25 protein-coding genes are annotated in these 18,675 nt (G+C 35.7%); 13 read left to right on the plus strand and 12 right to left on the minus strand.

The features are described 5' to 3' along the window. The 7 genes from ACFXN8_RS04935 to ACFXN8_RS04965 form a co-directional block, all read right to left on the minus strand. Positions 1 to 1,600, minus strand: a 1,600-nt coding sequence (locus ACFXN8_RS04935) for a phage tail tape measure protein (protein WP_386843259.1), incomplete at its 3' end; no start/stop codon positions are given. A gap of 188 nt (positions 1,601 to 1,788) precedes the next feature. Further along, the gene (gene gpG, locus ACFXN8_RS04940; protein ID WP_376074628.1) at positions 1,789 to 2,115 is read right to left on the minus strand and encodes a phage tail assembly chaperone G; all 327 of its coding nucleotides are present in this window, start codon (positions 2,113 to 2,115) and stop codon (positions 1,789 to 1,791) included. Positions 2,116 to 2,221: 106 nt separating this feature from the next. After that, a complete protein-coding gene (locus ACFXN8_RS04945) occupies positions 2,222 to 2,797 on the minus strand; it encodes a major tail protein (protein WP_386843261.1) in 576 nt (191 codons plus the stop codon). Positions 2,798 to 2,823: 26 nt separating this feature from the next. After that, positions 2,824 to 3,153 carry a hypothetical protein gene (locus tag ACFXN8_RS04950; RefSeq protein WP_386843263.1) on the minus strand — a complete coding sequence of 110 codons (330 nt, stop codon included), beginning with the start codon at positions 3,151 to 3,153 and terminating at the stop codon, positions 2,824 to 2,826. Between the two features lie 32 nt (positions 3,154 to 3,185). Further along, positions 3,186 to 3,383: a hypothetical protein gene (locus tag ACFXN8_RS04955; protein ID WP_386843265.1), complete on the minus strand. Its 198-nt coding sequence runs from the start codon at positions 3,381 to 3,383 to the stop codon at positions 3,186 to 3,188. Between the two features lie 33 nt (positions 3,384 to 3,416). After that, the gene (locus tag ACFXN8_RS04960) at positions 3,417 to 3,725 is read right to left on the minus strand and encodes a hypothetical protein (RefSeq protein WP_386843267.1); all 309 of its coding nucleotides are present in this window, start codon (positions 3,723 to 3,725) and stop codon (positions 3,417 to 3,419) included. An 891-nt stretch (positions 3,726 to 4,616) separates the two neighbouring features. Further along, positions 4,617 to 5,015: a hypothetical protein gene (locus ACFXN8_RS04965; RefSeq protein ID WP_386843269.1), complete on the minus strand. Its 399-nt coding sequence runs from the start codon at positions 5,013 to 5,015 to the stop codon at positions 4,617 to 4,619. 352 nt (positions 5,016 to 5,367) lie between these two features. Here ACFXN8_RS04965 and ACFXN8_RS04970 point away from each other — a divergent pair, with 352 nt between their 5' ends. The 6 genes from ACFXN8_RS04970 to ACFXN8_RS04995 all read left to right on the plus strand — a co-directional run bounded on the left by ACFXN8_RS04970 (position 5,368) and on the right by ACFXN8_RS04995 (position 10,070). Then, positions 5,368 to 6,000 (plus strand): LexA family protein, encoded by a 633-nt coding sequence (locus ACFXN8_RS04970; RefSeq protein WP_386843271.1) that lies wholly within the window; start codon positions 5,368 to 5,370, stop codon positions 5,998 to 6,000. Positions 6,001 to 6,154: 154 nt separating this feature from the next. Continuing rightward, entirely contained in the window at positions 6,155 to 6,811 is a 657-nt protein-coding gene (locus ACFXN8_RS04975) for a hypothetical protein (protein ID WP_386843273.1), read from the plus strand. Positions 6,812 to 7,013: 202 nt separating this feature from the next. Further along, a complete protein-coding gene (locus ACFXN8_RS04980) occupies positions 7,014 to 7,913 on the plus strand; it encodes a 3-hydroxyacyl-CoA dehydrogenase (RefSeq protein WP_386843275.1) in 900 nt (299 codons plus the stop codon). A gap of 552 nt (positions 7,914 to 8,465) precedes the next feature. After that, positions 8,466 to 8,687, plus strand: a complete 222-nt coding sequence (locus ACFXN8_RS04985; RefSeq protein WP_386843277.1) for a hypothetical protein — start codon at positions 8,466 to 8,468, stop codon at positions 8,685 to 8,687. Between the two features lie 157 nt (positions 8,688 to 8,844). Continuing rightward, positions 8,845 to 9,798 carry a S8 family peptidase gene (locus tag ACFXN8_RS04990; protein ID WP_386843279.1) on the plus strand — a complete coding sequence of 318 codons (954 nt, stop codon included), beginning with the start codon at positions 8,845 to 8,847 and terminating at the stop codon, positions 9,796 to 9,798. A gap of 65 nt (positions 9,799 to 9,863) precedes the next feature. Then, entirely contained in the window at positions 9,864 to 10,070 is a 207-nt protein-coding gene (locus ACFXN8_RS04995; RefSeq protein WP_386843281.1) for a hypothetical protein, read from the plus strand. Positions 10,071 to 10,156: 86 nt separating this feature from the next. Here ACFXN8_RS04995 and ACFXN8_RS05000 read toward each other — a convergent pair whose 3' ends face one another. Both ACFXN8_RS05000 and ACFXN8_RS05005 read right to left on the minus strand, forming a co-directional pair. Next, positions 10,157 to 10,687 carry a hypothetical protein gene (locus ACFXN8_RS05000; RefSeq protein ID WP_386843283.1) on the minus strand — a complete coding sequence of 177 codons (531 nt, stop codon included), beginning with the start codon at positions 10,685 to 10,687 and terminating at the stop codon, positions 10,157 to 10,159. A 48-nt stretch (positions 10,688 to 10,735) separates the two neighbouring features. Beyond that, a complete protein-coding gene (locus tag ACFXN8_RS05005; protein ID WP_386843285.1) occupies positions 10,736 to 11,215 on the minus strand; it encodes a hypothetical protein in 480 nt (159 codons plus the stop codon). A gap of 308 nt (positions 11,216 to 11,523) precedes the next feature. On the opposite strand from ACFXN8_RS05005, the gene ACFXN8_RS05010 reads away from it, so the two are divergent. Continuing rightward, the gene (locus tag ACFXN8_RS05010; protein WP_386843287.1) at positions 11,524 to 12,096 is read left to right on the plus strand and encodes a DinB family protein; all 573 of its coding nucleotides are present in this window, start codon (positions 11,524 to 11,526) and stop codon (positions 12,094 to 12,096) included. A gap of 72 nt (positions 12,097 to 12,168) precedes the next feature. After that, the gene (locus ACFXN8_RS05015; RefSeq protein ID WP_386843289.1) at positions 12,169 to 12,504 is read left to right on the plus strand and encodes a CHY zinc finger protein; all 336 of its coding nucleotides are present in this window, start codon (positions 12,169 to 12,171) and stop codon (positions 12,502 to 12,504) included. Positions 12,505 to 12,723: 219 nt separating this feature from the next. Here ACFXN8_RS05015 and ACFXN8_RS05020 read toward each other — a convergent pair whose 3' ends face one another. The 3 genes from ACFXN8_RS05020 to ACFXN8_RS05030 form a co-directional block, all read right to left on the minus strand. Further along, positions 12,724 to 13,134, minus strand: a complete 411-nt coding sequence (locus ACFXN8_RS05020; protein ID WP_386843291.1) for a UPF0158 family protein — start codon at positions 13,132 to 13,134, stop codon at positions 12,724 to 12,726. Positions 13,135 to 13,336: 202 nt separating this feature from the next. After that, positions 13,337 to 13,630 carry a hypothetical protein gene (locus ACFXN8_RS05025; RefSeq protein ID WP_386843293.1) on the minus strand — a complete coding sequence of 98 codons (294 nt, stop codon included), beginning with the start codon at positions 13,628 to 13,630 and terminating at the stop codon, positions 13,337 to 13,339. A gap of 112 nt (positions 13,631 to 13,742) precedes the next feature. Further along, the gene (locus ACFXN8_RS05030) at positions 13,743 to 14,591 is read right to left on the minus strand and encodes a pyridoxamine kinase (RefSeq protein WP_386843460.1); all 849 of its coding nucleotides are present in this window, start codon (positions 14,589 to 14,591) and stop codon (positions 13,743 to 13,745) included. A gap of 191 nt (positions 14,592 to 14,782) precedes the next feature. Between ACFXN8_RS05030 and ACFXN8_RS05035 the strand changes: the two genes are divergently transcribed. The 5 genes from ACFXN8_RS05035 (at position 14,783) to ACFXN8_RS05055 (ending at position 18,394) form a co-directional block, all read left to right on the plus strand. Further along, on the plus strand, positions 14,783 to 15,334 hold the full coding sequence (locus ACFXN8_RS05035; protein ID WP_386843295.1) for an ECF transporter S component: 552 nt from the start codon (positions 14,783 to 14,785) through the stop codon (positions 15,332 to 15,334). A gap of 390 nt (positions 15,335 to 15,724) precedes the next feature. After that, positions 15,725 to 16,042 carry a hypothetical protein gene (locus tag ACFXN8_RS05040; protein ID WP_386843297.1) on the plus strand — a complete coding sequence of 106 codons (318 nt, stop codon included), beginning with the start codon at positions 15,725 to 15,727 and terminating at the stop codon, positions 16,040 to 16,042. Between the two features lie 192 nt (positions 16,043 to 16,234). Further along, positions 16,235 to 16,675 (plus strand): cell wall hydrolase, encoded by a 441-nt coding sequence (locus ACFXN8_RS05045; RefSeq protein ID WP_376074606.1) that lies wholly within the window; start codon positions 16,235 to 16,237, stop codon positions 16,673 to 16,675. A gap of 648 nt (positions 16,676 to 17,323) precedes the next feature. Further along, complete coding sequence (locus ACFXN8_RS05050; RefSeq protein ID WP_386843299.1) at positions 17,324 to 18,016, plus strand: hypothetical protein; 693 nt, start codon at positions 17,324 to 17,326, stop codon at positions 18,014 to 18,016. A 15-nt stretch (positions 18,017 to 18,031) separates the two neighbouring features. Then, a complete protein-coding gene (locus tag ACFXN8_RS05055; protein ID WP_386843301.1) occupies positions 18,032 to 18,394 on the plus strand; it encodes a hypothetical protein in 363 nt (120 codons plus the stop codon). Positions 18,395 to 18,675 lie beyond the last annotated feature (281 nt).

The following is an 18,675-nucleotide window of genomic DNA, read 5'->3' on the forward strand; positions in this document are numbered from 1 at the left end:
CTATTGGTCCGGTTAATATTGATAAAGCCGGTCCTAATTTACTAAACACTCCTATAATTGTACCGACAGTTGATATTACTGATCCAAATGCTACAAGAACTGGCCCAATAACTGCCGCAATCCCACCAATAATCGTAATTAGCGTTTTGGTACCATCGCTAAGGTTAGAAAACTTTTCAATCCATGGTTGTAGCTTTTCTAAAAAACTCTTAACGATCGGTATTAAAATATTTCCAATGCTAATTCCAATATCTGTTAGCTCGTTTTTCATTTTGGCCATTTGAGACTCTGTCGTTTTATAGCGTTCAGCGGCTTTATCTGATAAAGCCGTGTTTTCCTCCCACGCAGCTGAGGATGAATTAACAGCCGATGACAGTAAATCAGAGGCACCAGCCATGCTTATAAGTACATCTGATTCATCACCGTTAACACCTAAATCTGCAAGTACACTTTTTAGGTTTGCTCCACCTTCTGATGATTCAGCTAATCCCTTCACTAATGCATCTAATGCAGAGGCAGCATCTGTTTCAAAAGCCTTTTTAAAGTCTGCACTAGACATGTTGGCCGCTTTAGCAAAACCTGATAAGCTATCGCCACCATCTCCTACTGCCTTTTGGATTTTTTGGAGAACCGAAGTCATCGCCGTTCCCCCGGTTTCAGCGTTAATCCCTAAACTAGACATGGTAGCAGCTAGTCCCATAATTTGCGCCTCTGTTAGACCAGCTTTGGAAGCTTGCTCGGCAAATCCCATTCCCATTGCCATAATATCAGAAGCAGAAACGTTCATTTTGCTGCTAAGTTCAACAATTGAAGAGCCTAAACGGTCAAAATCACCTTGCCCCATTCCAACAATATTTGCAAAATCAGCAAATTCCTTCGCAGCCTGTTCACGGGTCATACTCGTGGAATTACCCATATCAATAACTGTTCGTGAGAAAGATAAAAGGTGTTCTTCAGCAATTCCTAGCTGTCCAGCTGATTCAACAACTCCCGCAATTTCGGTAGCACTAACTGGTAGCTCCTTAGCCATACCTCGTATACCATCTTCAAGCTTTTTAAAACCTTCCTCGCTCGTGTTTACCGTTTGACGCACTCCTGCAAAAGCACTTTCAAAATCTACTGCTGCATTAAGAGCAAACGCACCAAAACCTTTAATAGGGGCTGTAATAGAGGTTATGCTATCACCGACAGATTTTACTTTGCCTCCAGCTTCCTGAAATTTATCCCAAGTTGACGTCTGTACATTTAATTGATTGTCTACATCTTGTAACTGTGTAGTTAAACGATTGTATTCAGCAAGAGCTTTATTAACAGCGATTGCCTGTCTTTCAATCGCCTCTGTATTTGCTGACTCGGAAGCTATTAATTCTTCATATTTATTACGTTGCTCCATTAGTTTAAAGTTCGATGCTTCAACTGATCGTGTGAGTATATCTTGTTTTTGGGATAAACCCTCCATAGAGTTTTCGTAATTAGTACCAAGCGCTTGTAAAGCCTTTAATTCAGCCCCCATTGCGGTCAATCGCCTAATAGATTGCTCAATGGATCCATCGAAATTAGAAGTATTTAGACTAAGTTCAACAGCACCAATCTCCGCCATTTTTCATCACCGCCTTTTTTGGAAAATAAATCACAGCCAAGAAATTTCATCTGCTGTGACCTCCTCCATTTCATCAAAATCACTTGTTAGTTCGAACCAAAAATGAATATCCATTTCGTCGACTTCATGTAATTTATAACCTTCTTTTATTAAATCTCGATAAAATTTTTTAATATATTGATAAGGTGTTATTCCACTAGCTTTCCCTCAGCATCATTAGGAGCCGGTTTTGTTTCAAGTCCACCAATATTTAGCACGTTATTGAAAACTCGCATAATTTCATCTTGTAATTTACCGGCCTCTAAACCATCCCATACATCATCAATTGTGAATTGATTATCAAATACGTTCACAACAAAGGAAATCATCTCATCAAATGTTTCTACAGAAATTTCATTACCTTCTTTACGCATTTTTTCGTTCATTTTTAAGGCATTACGGAACACTCGTGCTTTCACAAAGTCATTTGAGAACATTTTCTCTTGTCCGTTCATTTTTAATGTAATTTGCATCATTCATCCATCCTTCTTTTCGTATTATTCGTTAATAATGCTTTCATTGCTTTTCGAAAGAGACTTTAATTAAAAAAGAAAAGAAACCCTTAAAAGGGCTTCTTATCAATTATGGTGTTTCAACTGTTTCATTTGGTTTTGCAACCGTTTTAAAGAAAGTTTCTGCAGTCGCTGTTACTCCCGTATCTCGTGTATCTACCGTATGTTTGATAACACCATCGATTAGTGGTAATGCTTCACCGCCGAATGGATATACTTTATAACTTGTTTCACCTTTTTTACGAGTTGTATTTGTTTCTTCACCTGGTTTTAATTTTGCTTTTAATAACCAAACCAGCTTAGAGCCTGATTCAAAACCAATTGCAATCGCGTTTGGTGTATCATTTGCGTTTGTAATAATACCGCCTTCAGCAGATTTTTTGTGTCCATACCAATCTACTAGCACCTCTGTTGGTAAATCCGCTGTTTCACCAGCAATTGTGATAGAATCCAATTGTGCTTCTTGATCCACTACACGATCCCCAGCATCTAAATGCGCTTCTGAGAAATTTGGTGTAAGTGTCATGGAGATAGGCATTGTTAAAGTTTTCACTTCACCCCATGTCTCTGTTTGTTCATTTGTCATTAGTGCATAGTGAATACGTTTTAAGCTAATTTTTTGTGGTTTTTCATTTACTGTTGTCATTTACATGACCTCCTAATTGTTTATAATTATTCATCAAAAAAGACGAATCGTAGCACCCTATTATAGTGAGACTCGCCTGTCGTAGTTGGTTCATCATATTCTAAAGTTCGCTCATAGCCCGCACTTCCCATCAACCGTTTGATGCTCTCTGCAAGCTGATGATAATTCGAATTGGACCATACATTGATTTGTACAATCCTCTCGATTTCCAGTTCATCTCCATCGACTTCAAAGATAGGCTTTGCACTTATCTCTAGAAAGGTAATGAACTGATTTGGCTTTTCTGAGCCCGTAGGATATCCATTAAAGATGATAGGCAGACCTAATGGCTCTAATATAGCAGGTATGTGATTCATTAGATCCCTCATAGTTTTCTCCTAATCTACTTTTATAAATGTAGGTAAGACTTTAAAATAATATCTCCTTTCAGTGAATGAAATATTGAACTTCTTAAATAAAGTAAGAGTTCTAATGATGTTGGCTTCTCGGTATATAAAAGCTGTTTACAATTACTGATTTTCGGAATATCAAAAACGCCTACTGAAAAGAAACCAGTAGACGTTTTCATTCTTGCGTTCCTATTCACTTTATTCACCTCCTTTCAAGAGCATTATTTCAATTAGCCTTCAATCAATTTTCTAGCACTAGCCATACCGTTCGAAATTAATTGTTTTAAGTCAGACTCTTTTTTCTTTAGCCCCTCTAGCTCATCTTTTTCAATCCATTTCATTTCTCGATGCAGCTCTCTTAATGCAGCTTGAAGTTTACGTGTATGATCATCCGTGTAAAAACATACATACTCTCGACCACAGTTTGGACAAGTAAAATAAGTTTCCTCAATCGCATCCTGCAGCTTGTCTTTTTTAAAATGTTGGACATAAAATTTGTGCCCACATGATTTATTACACTTTGCGTAAATAGGCTCCATCTACTCACTCCCTTCTACTTATTAATTTTTATGAGCAAAAAAACCACTCGACTTGGAGTGGTTTCTTGCTTTATCTTTGCTGTATATGTTGCTCGTCAATCGAACTTTTACATTACCATCATATAATGGAATATCAATCGTTTCTATTCCTATTACTGAGTGTCAGTTAAAGGAAAGTTCACTTATAGGAGCTTTTCATAAAAAAAATTCACTTTCTTCTAAGTGATCTCTATCTAAAGAATATGTTGTTTATTAAGCGAACTTTTACACTACCATCATATAATGGAATTTCAATTGTTTCTATTCTCTTTACTGAGTGTCAGTTAAGGGAAAGTTCACTTATCGGAACTTCCCTAAAAAAAGATCACTTTTTTCTAAGTGATCTCTAACTAAAGTATATGTTGTTCATTAACGGAACTTTTACACTACCATCTTATAATGGAACTTCAATTGTTTCTATTCTCATTACTGAGTGTCAGTTAAGGGAAAGTTCACTTATAGGAGCTTTCCTTAAAAAAAGATCATTTTTTTAAGTGATTTCTAACAAAAAAATATACGTTGTTCATTAACCGAACTTTTACACTACCATCTTATAACGGAATTTCAATCGTTTCTATTCTCATTACTGAGTGTCAGTTATGGGAAAGTTCACTTATAGGAGCTTTCCTTAAAAAAAGATCACTTTTTTCTAAGTAATCTCTAACTAAAATATATGTTGTTCATTAACCGAACTTTTACACTGCCATCATATAATGGAATTTCAATCGTTTCTATTCATACTACTGGGTGTCAGTTATGGGAAATGAGAATCTACCATTGTCCAATAAAAAAGACCACTTTTCACAAGTGGTCTCTAGCTACAGTTAATAAGAAATTTCATACTAGAAGGTGTCAATGTGTAAGTTTTATTTCGTGAGCAAATCTAATCATTTTAGCAATTTCTGCATGTTTTTTATAAATATAGCTTGCACTGTAATTTAACTCTTCAGCTATTTCTTCTAATGTCATACCATCTATATATTTCGATTTTAAAATTTTGTGATTCAATCCATCGAATTTACTAATAAGCTCCATAAAATTCTTCTGTTCAGTATGCTTAATTTGTAATTCTCTTTCAATTCGCTCTATCCGTTCCTCTAGTTTCGCGCCATCAGATTCTGCAGTCAGCTTTACTCCTGCTAAATCGCCACTGACCCAACGTCTTAACTCTTTTTGTGATCGCTCTAAATTAAATTCCAAATATGTAATCTCATCTTCAATTTGCTGATAATCTCTTAACCATTCATACATACTAAGCACCTGCTTTATTTTTATTTTTTATTAATCTTTGAAAATAAGGTAGCATCATTAAAAATACAAAATACCTTTAAACGGTACTTTATTATAAATTTTTTTATCTTATTGAGAGATAATACATATAGCAATTCTCTCTATTGCCTTTCTTTGTGAACATCTCTTTGTTTATTTCATTCAAAATTCATCTCCTTGTATTTTTATAGATTCTGTTACTTCCATATACAATGTAAATTAATAGTAATACCTTTAAACGGTATAGTCAAGTATAAAATTCCTTTAAAAGGTACTTTAAAGTTTACACAACTACTGATTATCGGTATTATTATAGTTAAGGAGGTGCTTTTATATGGATAAATCAGATAAACTCAAAATCGTCTTCTCCATAAACTTAAAACAACAATTGGATAAGAGAAGTTTAAATCAAACAGATATGGCTAGAGATTTAAATTTACCAGAGACAACCGTTTCTAATTGGATGAAAGCTAGCACATACCCTAGACCGGATAAAATTCAATTAATGGCGAACTACTTTAATATTAGGCGTTCTGATTTAACAGAAGAGCAGCCAACAAATTTAATAGAAATACAGCCAAACTTTATGAAAATTCCAATCTTAGGTACCATCGCTTGCGGGGAGCCTATTCTAGCGGAGCAAAATGTCGAAGGATATATGTACGAGTTTTCCGAGTTATTACCCGCAGGAAATATTTTTGCTTTAGTGGCAAAAGGTGATTCGATGGAGCCGACTATACCAAATGGCTCTAAAGTTTTAATAAGAGAGCAAAGTGAAGTTGAATACGGTGAGATAGCAGCCGTACTTGTAAACGGAGATACAGAAGCAACTCTTAAGCGTGTTAAAAAACAAGGTGATACCATTTTACTAATGCCAGATAACCCAAAACATGAACCTTATATAGTAGACCAAAATAATCCTGCAAAGATTATTGGAAAAGCTATCAGTTTTAAAGTTACGCTATAAGTAGCATGTGAAATTTTATTTTAATACAAGGGCAGCTCAAGGGCTGTTCTTTTTTGTAGTATAAAATTTTAGCTAGATTGTAGTTCTATTTTATTCTATATATTAAAATATTTATAAACTGAAGATTTCGATCTAAAGAAAGGAGTTTCAAAACTTGGTAAATACCCTTGTAAATATATTAGTCCTTATCACTCTTATCAGTATCGTTATAGCAGTTGTTTTTCTTCTTCTTGCAGTTTTCCATTTCATCAAAATGGATAGAATTAAAGCTCTAAAAATGCTGAAATTTACTACGATTCCCATAATCTTTATGATCTTATGTATGTTAGCCTATTGGGATATTTCACCTGAATATGAAGCAAATAAATCAAATGCAGCTAATACGTCTGAAAAAAAGCCTGTAGCTAAAGTAGAGGCAACAGAAGATGTAACTTGGCAGGATAAAGTAAAGGAAATTACTTCTCTTAATAGCCCTCCTACTGAAAAGTTCGATACAATTGTTGCCTACGCTAAAAAGTATCCAGCTACAAAGGCTGAAATCAAAGAATTCGAGGATTACATTATTGCCGAATATAAAAATAAGAAATATTTAGAAGATGTACAAAACGATGAATATATGCTAGGAAATATTTTTAAGGCATATGTAGTGAATAGATATTATGGAGAAGAAGAAACGCCTATCAACGATTTTGTCTTTGGGTTTTATCAAAATTCTAATTATACTTTTAAGGGACTCGAATCGACTAATAGTAATGCAATAAAATATAATGAACGCCAAATGGATAAATCATTGGAAGATATCAGAAATTAAATGTCACTCTCTCGGGTGGCATTTTTTATTGGTATATTTTTCAGAAAATTAATTCAGCGTAGAACTCTTTATATCATTATAATAATTGAGGCTTTCATTTGATTTTTCAATATCGAAAGAAGTAGTATGGATTTGTAATAAGGGATGCATACCCTATCCAAACAATTATATTAATGTAACAATTTCAAGGGAGGAATTTAGGATGAATTATCAAAATATTACGGTTGCAGGCAGCGGTGTTCTAGGTAGTCAAATTGCTTATCAATCAGCTTTTAAAGGATTTAATGTAACGGTATACGATATTAATGATGAGGCATTAAAAAATGCACAAGATCGTATCACAAAATTAAAACCGTTATACCAACAAGATTTAGGCGCGACTCAAGAAGAAGTGGATGCTGCATATGCACGTTTATCATTTAAAAGTGATCTATCGGAAGCGGTTGCAAATGCTGACCTTGTGATTGAGGCGATTCCTGAAGTTGTAAAAATTAAAACAGAATTTTACACAAATCTTGGCAAACTTGCCCCTGCTAAAACAATCTTTGCTACAAACTCATCAACTTTATTACCAAGCCAATTTGCAGAAGCAACTGGTCGTCCAGAGAAGTTTATAGCGCTTCACTTTGCAAATACGATTTGGAAAAACAACACAGCCGAAATTATGAAACACCCAGGCACTGATATGAACGTATTCGATGAAGTCGTAGAATTCGCACGTGCAATCGGCATGGTTCCACTACCATTATATAAAGAACAACCAGGCTATATTTTGAACTCATTATTAGTTCCATTTTTAGATGCTGCTGAATCACTATTAGTAAAAGAAGTAGCGGACCCAGAAACAATCGATAAAACATGGATGATCGGAACAGGAGCACCACTAGGTCCATTCGCCATTCTTGACATTGTCGGCATTAACACTGCTTTCAACATTGTAGAAGCGAAAGCCGCTGCTACTGGTGAAGAAAACTTTAAAAAATTAGCCAACCTCTTAAAAACAGAGTATATCGATAAAGGCAAACTAGGTCGCACAACAGGCGAAGGCTTCTATAAATATCCAAACCCAAACTTCGCAAAGCCTGATTTCCTAAAAGGCTAATCAATCAATAAAAACGATGGACATAGCAAGATACTATGTCCATCGTTTTTTATATTTCCAAGGTATCGGAATTTAGGTTACAATTCGAATTGTACGTATCGGCTGTGGCAAGTGATCGGGTTTGTCAGGAATGTGATCCGGTAGTAACTCAAACTGATCGGGTTTGCAGATGAAGTGATCGGGTGGCTACTCGATCTGATTGGGTTGGCTTGGATGGAAATTGAAAAACTAATGGCTTGTTACTGTAAAGCGAGAGAAGTTCAATCATTTTATACAAGCTGTTTAACGAATGACAGTCTTTCTCCAAAAGAACGCGATTTACTAATAAATCTTATTAAAAATGCCAGTACTTCTTCTAATTTATTGAGGGAATATTGTCAGATTCATGCTAATGAAATATGATCCTTTTACAAATAAACCCACCAAATAATTTAGGCTATAGACCCTAAATTTTATTTGGTGGATTTTAATTTTTAATGGAATATTCCATTACCAATTTCCTTACATCTTTCATCCAATTAATGTATGATTGTATGAACAGGAGGGGAATTTATGATAGCCTACAAGAGAATTGCTGTACTATATTTTCTTATTATGTTCCTTAGCATTTTTATTGCTACACAGATGAACAGTATATTAACTGGTGTGTTGGTTCTTGCTTTATTGTATTGGTTGTTTATTGGCCTTCCTTACTTATTACAGAAAAAGGTGAAGTTTTTCGAGATATGTTGGGGTTGGTTAACAACAGGTGGAAGAATCGGTCCTAAAAATTAAAGAGATGAATCCATTACTGACAATACGTATCCTGTACTCCCCCGAAAATGTTAGACCTTTCCTAACATTTTCAGGGTATTTTTTTCTTTAAATTGCGAATTTCACTTTATTATCATCGTCCTTTCATCACTTTATTATGTAAAAGGAGATGAAGATAATGAGCGCAGAAATCATTTTAAAACCAGTGAAAATCGTTAAGTTGTTTAAAGCTCTTAACGCAGTTCCCGATAACTTAGATAAGATTCGGGCAAGGGAACTATGGGAAAAAACAGATCAAGGTTCAGAATCTGTAGTTGCTGTATTAGATAGCGGCGTTCAGGTTGACCACCCGAGTTTAAAGGTCAATATTATTGATGGCTATAATTTCACAGATGATGATGAAGGTAATCCTATCATTTATCAAGACTATCTCGGGCATGGGACACATGTATCTGGCATTATTGCAGCCGTCGATAATGGTGGAGGGATCATAGGCGTAGCCCCCAAAAGTAAACTTCTTATATTAAAAGTCATTAATCATAAGGGCAGAGGTAGCTTTGAGGATTTGATTAAGGCAATTATGTATGCCGTTGATTGGACTGGACCTAATGGAGAAAAAGTAAACATCATGAATATGTCGCTAGGTAGCCCTGAACCACATGAAGAATTATATAGAGCTATAAAATATGCCCGTTCAAAAGGTATCGTATTAGTAGCCGCTGCCGGTAATGAAGGCGATGGAGAAAGCGATACTATCGAAATATCATACCCTGGATTTTATAAGGAAGTCATACAAGTCGGCTCCATATCTGACACAGAAACACCCTCAAAATTTTCTAATACAAATGTAAATTTAGATTTCGTTGGGCCCGGTGAAAATATTTTATCTACACATTTAAACAGTGATTATGTAGAGTTGACCGGAACCTCTATGGCAGCGCCTTTTGTTGCTGGTGCCGCTGCACTTATTATAAAGATGATAAATCGTTCTGAGCCACATTTGATTCCTATGTATGTGTATGATTACTTATTGTCGCATGCTCTTCCATTGGAAAACTTCTCCATTAATCAGGTCGGAAATGGTTTAAATAAGCAACTACTTAAGGAATGTAATCAAGGCCATGACGTTTAAATTCTTTAGCAGATTTTTATTCCAAGCATACTATACATCAATACAAGGATCGATTGGAGGCAATTATGACTAGCAACAATAAAATTGCATCGACCAATATTGTGCTGTCAATTTTACTTGTTCTAGGTATTACCTATAATTATTTTTACAATCAATCACCCATTCAAATAGAACGCTTAGGTCATTTAGGGTTTTGGTTAGCTTTCCCTTTATCAATCATCAATATAGTCCTGAGTTTGAAGCTACTGAAAAATAAAACGGGCAAGCGCTAGCAGCTATATACGACACAAAACCCCTAGAAAAGATTCTAGGGGTTTACTTGATAATGGTATCTTAAATTGACTTTTTAAAAGCTCCATTAAACGGACACATCAATAGAACCGCTGGATGTACTGATATGACTTTGATTATTTTGACTTGCTGCTTTAAATGAGCGCCAAGCTTCTGTATAAATCGCATTAAATTCACTTTCACGGAGATGTTCTTCTCGTGTACCAATCGCATGCCAACCATTATGGGGCGAATAGGTAGAAGTAATATTCCCCCTCGCATCCTTCACCTCTAAATAGCTCACATTTCCACGCTGCATGAATGGTAATTGCCTTAACATTTGTGCTATCGAGCCTTTACGATCAGGTGATGCTACAGATACAAAACTCTTCTTTAATGTCCTATAAGAAGAATTTTTATGCCCACCAAATTTGTCAGTTTCAAAATCTTTTTTAGCTTGTGCAATAATTGCTTCCTTATATTTTTCTTCACTCATCGCTGGAGCTGATTTTGTCGGCATCGCATTTATTCCTGAAAAACTTGGCATTGAAATAGGTGTTAATTTACTTTCAACACCTAACAATTTTAATGCATCACTACTTATAGTTGGAAATCGCATTTGTACCTCCTATATTTGAGAGAACATTATAATTAGTTACATTATTATTTACTCATAGTTATAGTAAACAGTTAATTTTGGAGAGGAATATTTCTTCCATGAACTACCTGCTAAAATACTTACATTTGTCCCATTATAATAAATAGACCATGTACCGGCAGCTGGTTGTCCTATAACTCCAGTAGTTATTTCAGTTTTATTAAGCGAACCCCAAGGGGCAGAAGTATAATTGTCCATAGAATCATTTTTGATATGCACTCTATTAGAAACAATTGCTCCGTTACCTCCATATGTGAGACCACTATTGGCATCAACTACCACTTTAGTAACTACAGCATTAGATGGTAATCCAGAAAAATTAAATGTAGCTACACTAGAATCTCCACTTGTTTGTTGAGCAAGAGTTAGACTCATTGTATCCCTAGAAGTAACCGTTTTTGAAGATGATGCAGCAAGTGTTGTAGATGTTGTGAACGAAAACATCATTACTACTACAAGCAGAAAACTAAAGAATTTCGTAAATTTCATTTCAATGATCCTTCTTCGTAAAGATAATTAGGTATTATTACCAAAAAATAAACCTAACATTGTTATTATTAGTATTTATTTACAATAAAACCTCTATTATCATATCGGATAGGCAACCAAAATTTTTAGTTTAAATTATTGAACGCTCGCTATGCTTATGAAATAGATGTTCTACTAATGTTACAAAAACATGATAAGTAGCTATATATTTGTAAAGGTCGTAGGAATCTCCGACCAAGTCAGTTTCATGTACTTCCACCACAAAAGTCCCTAAAATGGAAATAGCAGCATAAAGGAGATTCTAAATTATGAAATCTAACAATATGGCGCATCATTTTCATACATTACAAGAGCAGCGAATACACTACCTACCTTGTATTCAATCACTCTCGCTGGAACAACTCTGGCATCGTGAGAAAGAAGAAAAATGGTCTATCGGTGAACATTTCTATCACCTTTATCTCATCCTAAAAATGCTAAAAACAGCAACAAAATTTTCCTTACTACTCACCCCTTACGCAAGAATGCGAAGAAACAAGCCATTCGCCACTGAAATACATGATATTTACGAAGAATATAAAAACAAAAAAGGGCGAGGCATGAGAGCTCCTGGCATATTAGTGCCACCTTCAAAAATACGTTTTACGCTGAACAGTGACGAAATCGAACAATTACTAGTAAACGAAACGAGCGCAATGCAAGAATTAGTAAAAAATATGGAGGAAGATATTGCCGGGCATATTGTCTTTCCTGATCCCATCGCCCACTATCCTAACCTTATTCAGTCGATCCAGCTACTTGCCATCCACGAAAAGCATCATTTTAGAATGATGGAGGGGCAATATAATAGATTGATTGCGTCCAGCGAAGTTTTAACTTAAGCGTTTTAGAAAATTGGAGATTTTGAAATAAAAAAATTATGTCCAGTTCATTGAAGAAAAGAGGTTAGGACTATGATTATTCTAGGAAATGTTATTGATGAGCAAGGAAGATGTACACACTATTCTAAGAAGCAAGATACTATTTCAATAAAATTCAAATGTTGTGGCGCGTATTATCCTTGCTATAAATGTCATGAGGAAAATTCAAATCATAAAATTCAGCCATGGAAACAAGAGGATTTTGATGAAAAGGCAATATTTTGTGGTATCTGTAAAAAGGAATTAACTATTCTTGAATATATGAATAGCACAAAATGTAAGCATTGTCATACTCTTTTTAATCCAAATTGTAGTAAGCATTTTCATATATACTTTGGGACGGATCATAATTCTACATGTACTTTCTAAAAGCGTTTAACAAAACCTTGAAGAGTTAGTTTCTTCAAGGCTTTTTCTTTTGAGCGTAAAGAAAAGAGAGTTCCACATCCCGGTTAGCCCGTTCAGCAAAAAGGGCCATCGACCGCTTACCCGGGATGTGAAGGGGTAATTGATGTTTCTTACTCGTTTTATGCTACTGTGCTACATGATTTTCTCATATCATCTGGTGTTTAATATTCAAGACATTGCTTAGCAATCTTCAACTTTAGAAAACTCTTCTAGCCACTCCGTCATTCTGCTCTTAGCATAATCCTGCTCAAATTGGTACCAATGATTTTCGATGCCTAGTTCATTAATTTTTTCCTTAAAAAATCGAAAAGGCTTGTTTCCGTTCAGCACGTTGATTAAATGGATGGTAATCGAATCTGGTTGCTTTTTAGCAAAGCGCACCATGGCATCATACATTTCAGACGATGAAACGGTTGGAATTATCACTAAATCCGCAGCCACTTCCTCGTCATCCCAATCAATTTCAGGCTCACCAGTTAAATCCTCTGACGCATCCAAAAGAACTTCACCTGTTCGACGGTTTAACACATACGACATTTCATCACTCAATCCATCTAAAAATGCTTCCGCAAGTTCATCTAGTAGTTTCAATTTCCTCACCTCACAATAGATCTACAACACAAATCACATTTCATATTACAAAAAATACCCGCAACCATCAATCGTGGCTACGGGCTGTTTCCTATTTCATTGAACATTATTGTGAAAGTGCCATGATTTAGAGGGTTAGAATGCTTAAGTTCAGTTTAAAGAAACTACATAAAAAAAGAACCGAAAAGATTCGATTCGACTTTTATTCATACATTCCTATACTGAGCTCCCTACAAAATGATTCGATCCTGTCACGCTCTTCTTTCGGCAATGCTTCGTACTCAATCAGATATTGTGCTGAAAGATCTTCTAGCTCCTGATAACTGACGTCTCTTGTCAGGACGATTCCATTGATCTCATGAGCCAATTGGTTTGCTGCCACAATATCCGTAAACGCAAAGGCCTGTTCTTCATCATCTGTGAATGATTGAAGGTCTATTTCGCCCTGGTAATAACGACCATTTACTTGCACTACGTAATATCTAATTGAATCCATTATACACCTCCCCAATTCATGATTTTCATTATGTCCTTTTTTACAAAAAGTCCATCCCCCGTTAAGCTGTATAGCCGTTACCACCAATTAACGTGTTAAAACACTAAGATTTCTAAAGTAGCATTCTTAAAAACTTTTCAAAATTCACGCCTGCTTCGCGCGGAATTTGCTCTTTTGACGTAGCTTCAATTGAAGCGGCTAAAAAGGTCTCAGCAAGCTTCATCGATTCAACTAAATCCTGCCCGCGCATCATGCCACCCATAATGACGGATGCAAACAAATCACCTGTGCCTGAATAGCTCTCGCCGTTGTACTCTCGGATGCTAGAAAATGAACGATCTGCATCGACATACATATTGCCTACATAGCGCTTGTTCGCATCTACTGGCGGCGGATTCAAACCGGTAATAATGACGTTCGCTCCGGTTGTCTGCTGTAGCTGATGGCCCGCTTCCTCTAACGCCTGAAGATAATCTGAATCAGCTTGATAGCTTTGTAGCTTCTCGTATGACAAACCCGTAAGCAAGCAGCATTCTGTAATATTAGGCGTAATAATGTCTGCACACTTCACTAGCGCTTTCATACGATCAAGCAACTCGCCTGTATACAATTTATACACCTCGCCCAAATCACCCATTACCGGATCGACAAGCAACGTTGTTTTACTTGAGTGAAACACGTTTAAAAATCGAAAAATGTTATCAATTTGCTCTTTCCCTGTCACAAAGCCTGTGTGTATGCCATCAAAGGTCGCACCAAGCTTGCTCCACTCATCCACAAAGTAATCCATCTTTGACGTTAAATCCTCGCAATAAAAACTCGGATACCCCGTTTGCGCCGTTAAAATCGCAGTTGGTAGTGGCACCGCCTGAACACCCATCACTGACAGCACAGGCATCGCAGCCGTTAACGAGCACTTCCCAAAGGATGACATATCTTGAATTACAGCAACTTTTTTCATCAGACTCTCCACCTAACTAATCCTGCTTGTACTCTCTACATCGTATCATAATTAGAAAGATGCGAAAATGTGCATATTTATAAAAAAACAAACTGACCTTTAATATTTTTATCAAATTGGCACTTTTACGATAGTCAGTCCTTTGATAAAGTTAAAATTATCGAAAAATTCATCATAGTGAGGACATGCAGATGCAAACTATACAAGGTCAATCGTATACAAAATCACGCACGAAAACATTCGATTTGGTGATTACATCCATTTTAGCAGCACTTGTTTTCGTCGCCACAATGTTTATTAATATTAGGCTGCCATTTGGGCAAGGCGGCCTTATTCACTTAGGGACATCCATGCTTTTAATCACGTCGATTTTATTCGGTCCTAAAAAAGGAGCTCTTGCCGGAGCAATCGGAATGGGCTTATTCGATATCGTAGGGGGTTGGTTAATTTGGGCGCCAACTACAATACTCTCCCGCGCATTACAAGGCGCCATCGTTGGGAAAATCGCTTGGTCTAAAGGACATAGAGGCGACGACATCCGACTAAACATTTTAGCAGCAGTAGTTGCTATGCCCGTGATGATGGGGGTTTACTATATCGGGCAAGCGATTATGTTCAAAAGCTGGGTTGCCCCGATGGCATCCATTCCAGGAGACTTAATCCAAAACGTTGTCGGGTTAATCATCGCCATTCCAGTATGTATCGTGATGAAAAAAACACCGTACTTCAAAAAAAATTTTTAACTTCTTTCAGCGGGTGTCCAAACACCTGTGCCTGCCGCTACGCTTTCGGTACAAAAGACATTTGCTGAAATATAGGAACTCAGTCTGAGAACGCCACGTCCTGTGGCATTACCGAAATGACCGACATCGCGTCGGCCCTCGTGCAGGCCTAAGCACAAAGCCGATTCTGGACGCAATTATAATTGATTACTACCACATAAACACGCCATCTTGCTGTTTTGCCGACAGCAAAGATGGTGTGTTTTTTGGTTGTCGCTACTTTAGACTTTCTAGAGGCAATCAAGCAGGATTTTTTCCATACTATATATTAAGAAGAAAAACACCAAGGGGAAAATAACCTCAATTAATTTTGCAAATTCATTTAACCTAAAATCAAAGGGGTGGTTGGAAATGAATGGAGATGCTATCGTTTGGATCGTTTTATTACTGTCTATTGTAATTTGTGATTATTTAGCAGCCTATTTATACAAAAATAAGAAGATCCCTATATGGGCTTCTGCCATTGGCATGGCGCTTTTAATTCCGATAATAGTCGGTAGTTTTGTGTATTTAGGGGTTAGTTATGCTAAAGCCTTTGAACCAGATAACACACGAGAAGGAATTGCATTTGCAGGAGGATTTATAGCGGTAATCCTTGCATTAAATGCAATCATTATGTTCGTTACAGGCGTTATTTTAAATATTTATACGTTCGTTAAAAATAAATGAAAGACTTAAAGAAATCATGTGTATAAAGCACATGATTTTTTTCTTTCGCATAACTGCTTATACATAAAAGTGCATTGGTACCCCACTTTCACGAAAGTCATTCGAAATGACGTTTCAACCTTTTCTTATAGATCATCACTAATTCTTCAATAATGTATGCTCTTTTTCATACTATAAGGTGGAGGTGAAAAAATGCCAAGAGTAAAATATATAAATTCTGACGTTGACTTAGTGGCAAGGATGATGAGAGCAGAAGCTGTAGGTGAAGGAAACCAAGGAATGCTATATGTTGGCAATGTCATTGTGAATCGTGTGATAGCAGAGTGTCCAGACTTTAAAGATTTAAGAACCATTAATGATGTCATTTATCAGGTACAAGGAGGAAATTATTCTTTTGAAGCAGTTCAAAAAGGGAATATGTTTTACCAAAGAGCGCGATCTTCCGAAAAAAGATTAGCCAAACTGACGCTAGATTATTGGAGAGAACATCCAGCAAAGTTCGCACTGTGGTATTTCAATCCATACGCACCATGTCCTCCAACATGGTACGGTCAGCCTTTTACTGGTCAATTTAAAAATCATTGCTTCTATGAACCAGCACCTGATACATGTGAAAGTGTGTATCAAGGATAGGTAGCATCATTTGCGTTTTTGGTAATACCCTTAACAGAAATATCTATTTTTCATCATTGAAAAGAAATCCCACGGAAAAGTCTACACCCTTTCCGTGGGATTTTGTGTGGTTGGCGAAATGGTTTAAATCACTAAATAATTTTTATTACCTTTAAAATTTGTATTGAATATATATTAACTTGCTATAGTCACGAAAATGAGTGGAATAATTGTACACTATTCTTTTAAATAAATCCATTTGCACAGTTTTCATAAACTCTCTCTCATCTCAAATACTAGGGAGTTTACTTTCTACAAAGTCCATATCAACACCATTTTTTCTGATTTTTATCAATTTTTGTTTAATTTATAACAAAAGTTGATTTTGTAATATTTATAGCTACTGATATGCTTAATATACTCGGGAAAAGTAAAGTAGGAGGAAATATCATGCTAAAATTTTTTATCTTTGCTTTCGATTAAGATTTATCTCCTTGTAGATAAAAACACAAAATATGGATTGAGTTAACAAAACCAAAATATATTGATATCACCAGAAATAGGTAGGTTATAGTAAACATCGCGAAAGCTAAAATTCTAAATTAATCGAATATTTCAAATTAACTAATAATATCAAAAAGAAAAAGGAAGAGAGAGGAGAATAAAAAGATGGAATCTCAAAAATGGTTGAAACAATTAGTTGTAGCAGTATTTTTTGTTTCGGGATTGATGCTAAATGTAGGGGTAATGAAAAGTTCAGCAGAAACGATTAGTAAAGATGAAAACATTGAGAGCATGGAATCCAATGATTTTTCAACTCCAGAAACGATTAGTAAAGATGAAAACATTGAGAGTATGGAGTCCAATGATTTTTCAACTCCAGTAGTTAGTGAAGAAGAAGTAGAAAACGGATATATGAATGACGGTACAGAACTTCCGGATGAATTTATTGTTAACAGTAATGATAATACGAACTCGTTGTTAAGAAGTGCAACATTAGGGACTGAGAAATGGACAAAGGAATCAACTACTAGAGAAATTTCTAATGGCTTTATTGCTTGGCATCCAGATTGGAGCGAATATCAATACAACATCTCGTTTTATTATTTTAGCAAATCCACTATGTCATTTAGTGCAAGTGTTGGATATGGATATTTTTCTATTTCTGTTGCGAAAGCAGGATCTAGTGGACAAGGTATTAAAGCTGATCCAAAAAAATGGACAAGACCGGGTGTTTATGGCAACGTAGATGTGACTAAATACAATGTGAAGAAATATAATGGAGCAGGAATATACACTGGTTCCACGACAAAATATATAAGCAATGCATCAAGTACGTATGTTAAGAGTAAAAATAAATAGAGAGTAGTATGCCGTATGAAAAACAAAAAAACATTTTGGATTATTAGTATAATAATACTTATAATTGCCTTGCTTATAACTGCTTATAAAGTTTACGAGAGCAAGAACAATCTTGTGGAGATGCTGAAAATTCAAGATACAGTCTATGTAGTAACCAATGAACCAGTTGGAAAATCGCAAGCAGTAAGGAAATTGGGGGAGATTAAGCAAAAAATAGATAGAAATCAAGTTCCGAATACTAATTTTGAGTCTAATTCTTTAAATGAGGGTACTCCTATATATGAAAGAAAAAACGGAGATGAGTTTCCAAAATCTGTAGTGTATAAACGCGAGGGTAAATTTTATATTGCTACTGAAGTAATAAACCGTAGTAATTAGGAAATTGATTGAGCAACAACCTCTTTTTATTATATGGCTGATCAATCAAGTCTAGTAGCTATGAATGTTAAAAATTCTTCTGGGCATATACAATTTGATACTACCGCCGTTGGGTAAATATGACTTAAAAAATATATTATTAACCATTTACCCAAGTATATTTAACACCAATGCTTCAACATTTCGTGCAAATGTTGGACAGAATATAGAGTTGGGATTTCATTTAATCATTATTTCAATTCTTCTTTTGTTAGTATATATATGGCTGATGGAATATATTA

Source organism: Lysinibacillus sp. NPDC059133 (assembly GCF_042755925.1).
In the GTDB taxonomy this organism is placed as follows: Bacteria; Bacillota; Bacilli; order Bacillales_A; family Planococcaceae; genus Lysinibacillus.

Coding starts and splice junctions, on each gene's coding strand:
- ACFXN8_RS04970 (WP_386843271.1), top strand. CDS start 5,368: ATGGATAAATCAGATAAACTCAAAATCGTCTTCTCCATAAACTTAAAA.
- ACFXN8_RS05035 (WP_386843295.1), top strand. CDS start 14,783: ATGCAAACTATACAAGGTCAATCGTATACAAAATCACGCACGAAAACA.
- ACFXN8_RS05015 (WP_386843289.1), top strand. CDS start 12,169: ATGATTATTCTAGGAAATGTTATTGATGAGCAAGGAAGATGTACACAC.
- gpG (WP_376074628.1), bottom strand. CDS start 2,115: ATGATGCAAATTACATTAAAAATGAACGGACAAGAGAAAATGTTCTCA.
- ACFXN8_RS05050 (WP_386843299.1), top strand. CDS start 17,324: ATGGAATCTCAAAAATGGTTGAAACAATTAGTTGTAGCAGTATTTTTT.
- ACFXN8_RS04980 (WP_386843275.1), top strand. CDS start 7,014: ATGAATTATCAAAATATTACGGTTGCAGGCAGCGGTGTTCTAGGTAGT.
- ACFXN8_RS05045 (WP_376074606.1), top strand. CDS start 16,235: ATGCCAAGAGTAAAATATATAAATTCTGACGTTGACTTAGTGGCAAGG.
- ACFXN8_RS05040 (WP_386843297.1), top strand. CDS start 15,725: ATGAATGGAGATGCTATCGTTTGGATCGTTTTATTACTGTCTATTGTA.
- ACFXN8_RS05005 (WP_386843285.1), bottom strand. CDS start 11,215: ATGAAATTTACGAAATTCTTTAGTTTTCTGCTTGTAGTAGTAATGATG.
- ACFXN8_RS04985 (WP_386843277.1), top strand. CDS start 8,466: ATGATAGCCTACAAGAGAATTGCTGTACTATATTTTCTTATTATGTTC.
- ACFXN8_RS04995 (WP_386843281.1), top strand. CDS start 9,864: ATGACTAGCAACAATAAAATTGCATCGACCAATATTGTGCTGTCAATT.
- ACFXN8_RS04945 (WP_386843261.1), bottom strand. CDS start 2,797: ATGACAACAGTAAATGAAAAACCACAAAAAATTAGCTTAAAACGTATT.
- ACFXN8_RS04990 (WP_386843279.1), top strand. CDS start 8,845: ATGAGCGCAGAAATCATTTTAAAACCAGTGAAAATCGTTAAGTTGTTT.
- ACFXN8_RS04950 (WP_386843263.1), bottom strand. CDS start 3,153: ATGAATCACATACCTGCTATATTAGAGCCATTAGGTCTGCCTATCATC.
- ACFXN8_RS05025 (WP_386843293.1), bottom strand. CDS start 13,630: ATGGATTCAATTAGATATTACGTAGTGCAAGTAAATGGTCGTTATTAC.
- ACFXN8_RS05000 (WP_386843283.1), bottom strand. CDS start 10,687: ATGCGATTTCCAACTATAAGTAGTGATGCATTAAAATTGTTAGGTGTT.
- ACFXN8_RS05030 (WP_386843460.1), bottom strand. CDS start 14,591: ATGAAAAAAGTTGCTGTAATTCAAGATATGTCATCCTTTGGGAAGTGC.
- ACFXN8_RS04960 (WP_386843267.1), bottom strand. CDS start 3,725: ATGGAGCCTATTTACGCAAAGTGTAATAAATCATGTGGGCACAAATTT.
- ACFXN8_RS04965 (WP_386843269.1), bottom strand. CDS start 5,015: ATGTATGAATGGTTAAGAGATTATCAGCAAATTGAAGATGAGATTACA.
- ACFXN8_RS05010 (WP_386843287.1), top strand. CDS start 11,524: ATGAAATCTAACAATATGGCGCATCATTTTCATACATTACAAGAGCAG.
- ACFXN8_RS05055 (WP_386843301.1), top strand. CDS start 18,032: ATGAAAAACAAAAAAACATTTTGGATTATTAGTATAATAATACTTATA.